This window comes from Gammaproteobacteria bacterium (assembly GCA_022340215.1).
GTDB lineage: Bacteria > Pseudomonadota > Gammaproteobacteria > JAJDOJ01 > JAJDOJ01 > JAJDOJ01.
This window is the reverse complement of record JAJDOJ010000176.1, coordinates 1-4329: the sequence shown is the minus strand read 5'-3', so window position 1 is coordinate 4329 and position 4329 is coordinate 1. Positions and strand designations below refer to the sequence as shown.

4 protein-coding genes are annotated in these 4329 nt (G+C 62.1%); all 4 read right to left on the bottom strand.

Annotated features, from left to right (window positions below; translation table 11 throughout):
- Positions 1 to 136: 136 nt before the first annotated feature.
- Positions 137 to 1060 carry an alpha-E domain-containing protein gene (locus LJE91_12545; protein MCG6869515.1) on the bottom strand — a complete coding sequence of 308 codons (924 nt, stop codon included), beginning with the start codon at positions 1058 to 1060 and terminating at the stop codon, positions 137 to 139.
- A complete protein-coding gene (locus LJE91_12540; protein ID MCG6869514.1) occupies positions 1057 to 2526 on the bottom strand; it encodes a circularly permuted type 2 ATP-grasp protein in 1470 nt (489 codons plus the stop codon). Before LJE91_12540 ends, LJE91_12545 begins: the two co-directional genes overlap by 4 nt.
- 730 nt (positions 2527 to 3256) lie before the next feature.
- Complete coding sequence (djlA, locus tag LJE91_12535) at positions 3257 to 4036, bottom strand: co-chaperone DjlA (protein ID MCG6869513.1); 780 nt, start codon at positions 4034 to 4036, stop codon at positions 3257 to 3259.
- 56 nt (positions 4037 to 4092) lie between these two features.
- Positions 4093 to 4329: hypothetical protein (locus LJE91_12530; GenBank protein ID MCG6869512.1), on the bottom strand; the 237-nt coding region annotated here is incomplete at its 5' end.

Here is a 4329-nt window from a genome sequence, read left to right as displayed (position 1 = left end):
CTACTGCGCTGATGGGAGAGCGGCCAAAAAATCCCCGATTTCTCGTTGCGTAGGCCCACTATGCGCCTCGAAATCGTAAACTTTTTGTCTCGTTCTCCCACCATGCTCGCTACGATCGCCTAAGTCCGACAGGCTCCTAGAACCAGGTTTTCGTGACCCGATCCTGAATCTGGATGAGTTCCTGCTGCAACTCGTCGAGATAGCTGTGGAGCCTTTTGGCCTTGGCAGCCTCGATCTTGAGACCCAGGAGATTGCGCTGGGTCGCCGCCGCAGCGAGGATGACCCGTCGCGGTCTCGGCAGGCGCCTGGCCGATAGCCGGATCCGCTCCAGGCAATGCAACACGGAACGCGGAAAGGCCTCGTCACCAAGTATGAGCGAAATCACGTCGTCGGCCTGAATCGTGGGACCGACCCTGCGCCGGTATGCCGTCCGCGCCCCCAGGGTCTTGAGGATATTGGCCCAGAGCAGCGAATCGCAGGGAGAGATTTCCGCGCTCCTCTCCAGCAGGATCCCGGCGGCGACGTCCAGGATGCGCGTGCACATGTCGGCCCGTTCCAGGTTGCGACCGATCTGCAGCAGATAGTAGCCCTCATCACGGCTCAGGGTTCCCTCCAGCGCCCCGTTGATCCGCTGACACGACTCGACCACGTCTGTAAGAAAGCCGTAACGCGCGCGGCGGGCGACCGAGTTCACCGCCTCGTCCTGCACTCGGTGATGCAGCTCGTTCACCAGTTCCCAGACATCCGCCGGGATCACATCGCGGGTGGTTCGAACGTTCTCCCGCAACTCGCGCACGGACGACAGGATCGAGGCCGGATTGTCGTCATCGGCGATGAGGCACTTGACGACGTTGCGCTCGATCGGCTTGTTGTAGCGCAGCCCGAACTGCTCCTCGTTCGCGGTGATCTTCAGCAGCACGTCCCATCCCAGGGCGGCGCCGATCGGCAGGTCGAGGACCACGTGGAAGTAGCTGTTGATCAGACGGGCGGAATCCTCTGCCCTTTCGAGGTATCGCGCCGCCCAGAACAGGCGCTCCGCCACCCGGGAGAGCATGGTCATTGCCCGGTATCCAGCACCCAGGTGTCCTTGCTGCCTCCACCTTGGGATGAATTGACCACCAGGGACCCTGCCTTCAATGCCACACGCGTGAGCCCACCCGCGGTCACCTCGGTGGTCTTGCCCTGAAGAATAAATGGCCGCAGGTCCAGGTGTCGGGGAGCAATCGAGGAACCGTCGAGGGTCGGGGCGGTGGACAGCGCCAGGGTCGGCTGCGCGATCCAGTTGCGCGGGTCCTTCTTGATGCGGGCGGCCGTCTCGTCGCGCTGAGCCTGGGTCGATTGAGGACCGACGAGGATGCCATAGCCTCCCGACTCGTTGGCGGGTTTGACGACCAGTTCCTCCAGGTGGTTCAGGACGTAGTCCCGCTCCTTCTCGTCGGAACAGAGATAGGTCGGCACGTTCGGAATGATCGGGTCCTCGTCGAGGTAATAGCGGATCATCTTGGGCACATAGGCGTAAACCACCTTGTCATCCGCCACACCTGCCCCCGGCGCATTGGCCACACCGACATTACCCGCCCGCCAGGCGCGGAGGATCCCCGGCACACCCAGCTTCGAATCCTTCCTGAACACCTCGGGATCGAGAAACAGGTCGTCTACGCGACGATAAACCACGTCGACCCGTTCCAGCCCGTCGATAGTGCGCATATAAAGGCAATCGTCCGCATCCACGAACAGGTCGCTCCCCTCGACCAGCTCGGCGCCCATCTCGCACGCCAGAAACGAGTGCTCGAAATACGCCGAGTTGTAGATCCCCGGCGTCAACACGACGATCTGCGGCTTTCTGAGCGATCGTGGGGAGATGGAAGACAGCATCTCGAACAACTGCGTGGGATAGTTGTCGACGGGCAGGATGCTGTAGTGTTCGAACAGTTCGGGCAGGACCCGCTTGGTCACCTGCCGATTCTCGATCATGTACGAGACGCCGGACGGGATCCGCAGATTGTCTTCCAGAACGTAGAACTTCCCGTCGGCGTCGCGGACCATGTCGCTGCCGCAGATGTGCGCCCATACCCCGTACTTGGGTTTCACGCCGCAACACGCCTTGCGATAGTTTGCCGAACCGAGGATGAGGTCTTTCGGAATGACCTCATCCTTGAGGATCCGGCCGGCGTTGTAGACGTCGTCGATGAATAGATTCAGCGCCTTGACGCGTTGCTTCAGCCCCTCGGCGACCCGCTCCCACTCCCGTAACGGGATCGTGCGCGGGATGATGTCGAAAGGCCAGGCCCGATCGATGTTGGAACCCTCGCTGTAGACGGTGAAGGAAACCCCCATCTCCCGGATAGCCAGATCGGCGGCGAGCCGCCGCTCGCGGATCTCGTCATCCGACTGCGACCGAAGATAGGCCACGAGCCGGCGCGCGACCTGACGCGCGTGTCCCGGCGTGCTGATGAGTTCATCGTAGAATTCACCGGGATCGTAATGGTCCCAGTGCGCCGCTTGCGAGTCAGATTCCGGTGGCATGGAGACATTCATAGATCAATGCGATAGATATTTCAATCGACGACGATGCAATCAATGTGCCGTCGACGTCCCACTTCGATCGAGGGACACAAACATCGACCCAGGTTATGCGGGCAGGTGGCGGGGATGGGGAGTCGGCACCGTTCTGCACCAGAAGCTCGCATAGCGCACCAGAATAATGCGCCCAAACCGGCCCTGCGGTATGCCGTAATCGGAGCGAACCCGCCGATTACCTGCATACCCGCCAACATGGCACGCTGTCTGCATCGGTAGAGGGTAACAGAGATTCCGGCAGCGGGATCGACGTTGAGAGGACTCCTGCAACTCGTCCGGGGCCGGAGATGGCCCCACCTGGATAACGGCGTTCCTGCACAGCATCGGCCGATTTGTGTGAGAACGCTTTTTTTAAAAGTTCAAGAGGGGCGCGGCGGAGGAATCGGCCGCAGGCGACAAACGGAGTGATACCGGCCAGGGAAGGCCCCCTTATCGTTTTTCTCTCTCCCCCTCCTCCGGGAGAACACTGGCGCCCGTCATCGACGGGCGCTTCTTTCTCTGCGCCTCACACCGCACCGCTTTCCGCCGACTCGAGCGGAACACGTCTCCATACCCGCCATGCGCCGGAGTCATCCCGACCTCCGCGCGAACGGCTACACTCCGAGGCACCATCGCGATGTCGAGTCGAGGACTCCTGAAGCTAGGGTGACGCAGCAAGACACGGGACGCCGTCGATTCACTTCAGACCGCGCGCCGAGCGGATCGCGTCATAGGCCGAGCGGATCTCCTGTGTCTTTTCCTTGGCGAGTTTCATCATCTCCTCCGGCAAACCTTTGGAAGCAAGCTTGTCGGGGTGATGCTGGCTCATCAGACGCCGGTAGGCCCGCTTGACCTCGTTGTCTGTCGCACTGGAAGGCACGCCGAGGATCTCGTAGGAGGCCGACAGCGATCGCTCGCGGGAACCGGCCGCGGCACGCTGGTGCTGCCCTCCCCGTAACAGGGACTCGATGCGGACATAGTCCCGTCTGGAAAGCCCCAGGCGGCGGGCGATGCCGAGCAGCGTCTCGCGCTCGGCCGGCTCGACCCTTCCGTCAGCCAGGGCGGCCTGCAGCTGGACCTCGAAGAAGAACCGGAAGAGATTAGGCTGCCAGCGGCACAACAGCCGAAACTCGTCCAGTACCGCATCCAGATCGAACTCCCGTTGCTTTGCGGCGTTGAAATACGCGATGGCCTCGCGTCGTTGCTCGGGCGTGAGGGCCATCCGTTCCATGATGCGCTCGGCGGCATCGATCTCCGCGCGGGTCACCCGCCCGTCGGACTTGCACACGTGGCCCATGGCCATGAACGTGGCTCGGAAGAAGGCCCCCTGGATCCGTTGCGCCAGCGTCGCGTCGAGCGGCGCACGCTCGCGCCAGCGATCGACCATGTGGCCCGCGAAGATCCCCACGAGGGCGCCGAAGAAACCCGAAAAGACGAAGCCGAGGAGTCCCCCGACGAGTTTGCCGATCCCTCGCATAGTGCATCCCTACCGCGACGCGGCGATCGCCAGCGGCCTGTCTCCCCCTCTACGGCTCAGGCGATTTCTGTCAAATGACATACCATCCTGCTTGTCTTTTCGTCCGTCCTCTGTGTTGCGACAACCGTTCCATCGTTCGACGATGCGCCTGATGTCGCGCCTTGATGACGAACGATCCCGGCGCTGCGCTGTCCCTGCTTTGCTTGGGCACCGGTCTTGGGCTTCCTGCCCAAGCCGTTCACTGCTTCGCAGTTCACCCGGCGCAATCTGGTATGCCATTTTCCGGCAATCGC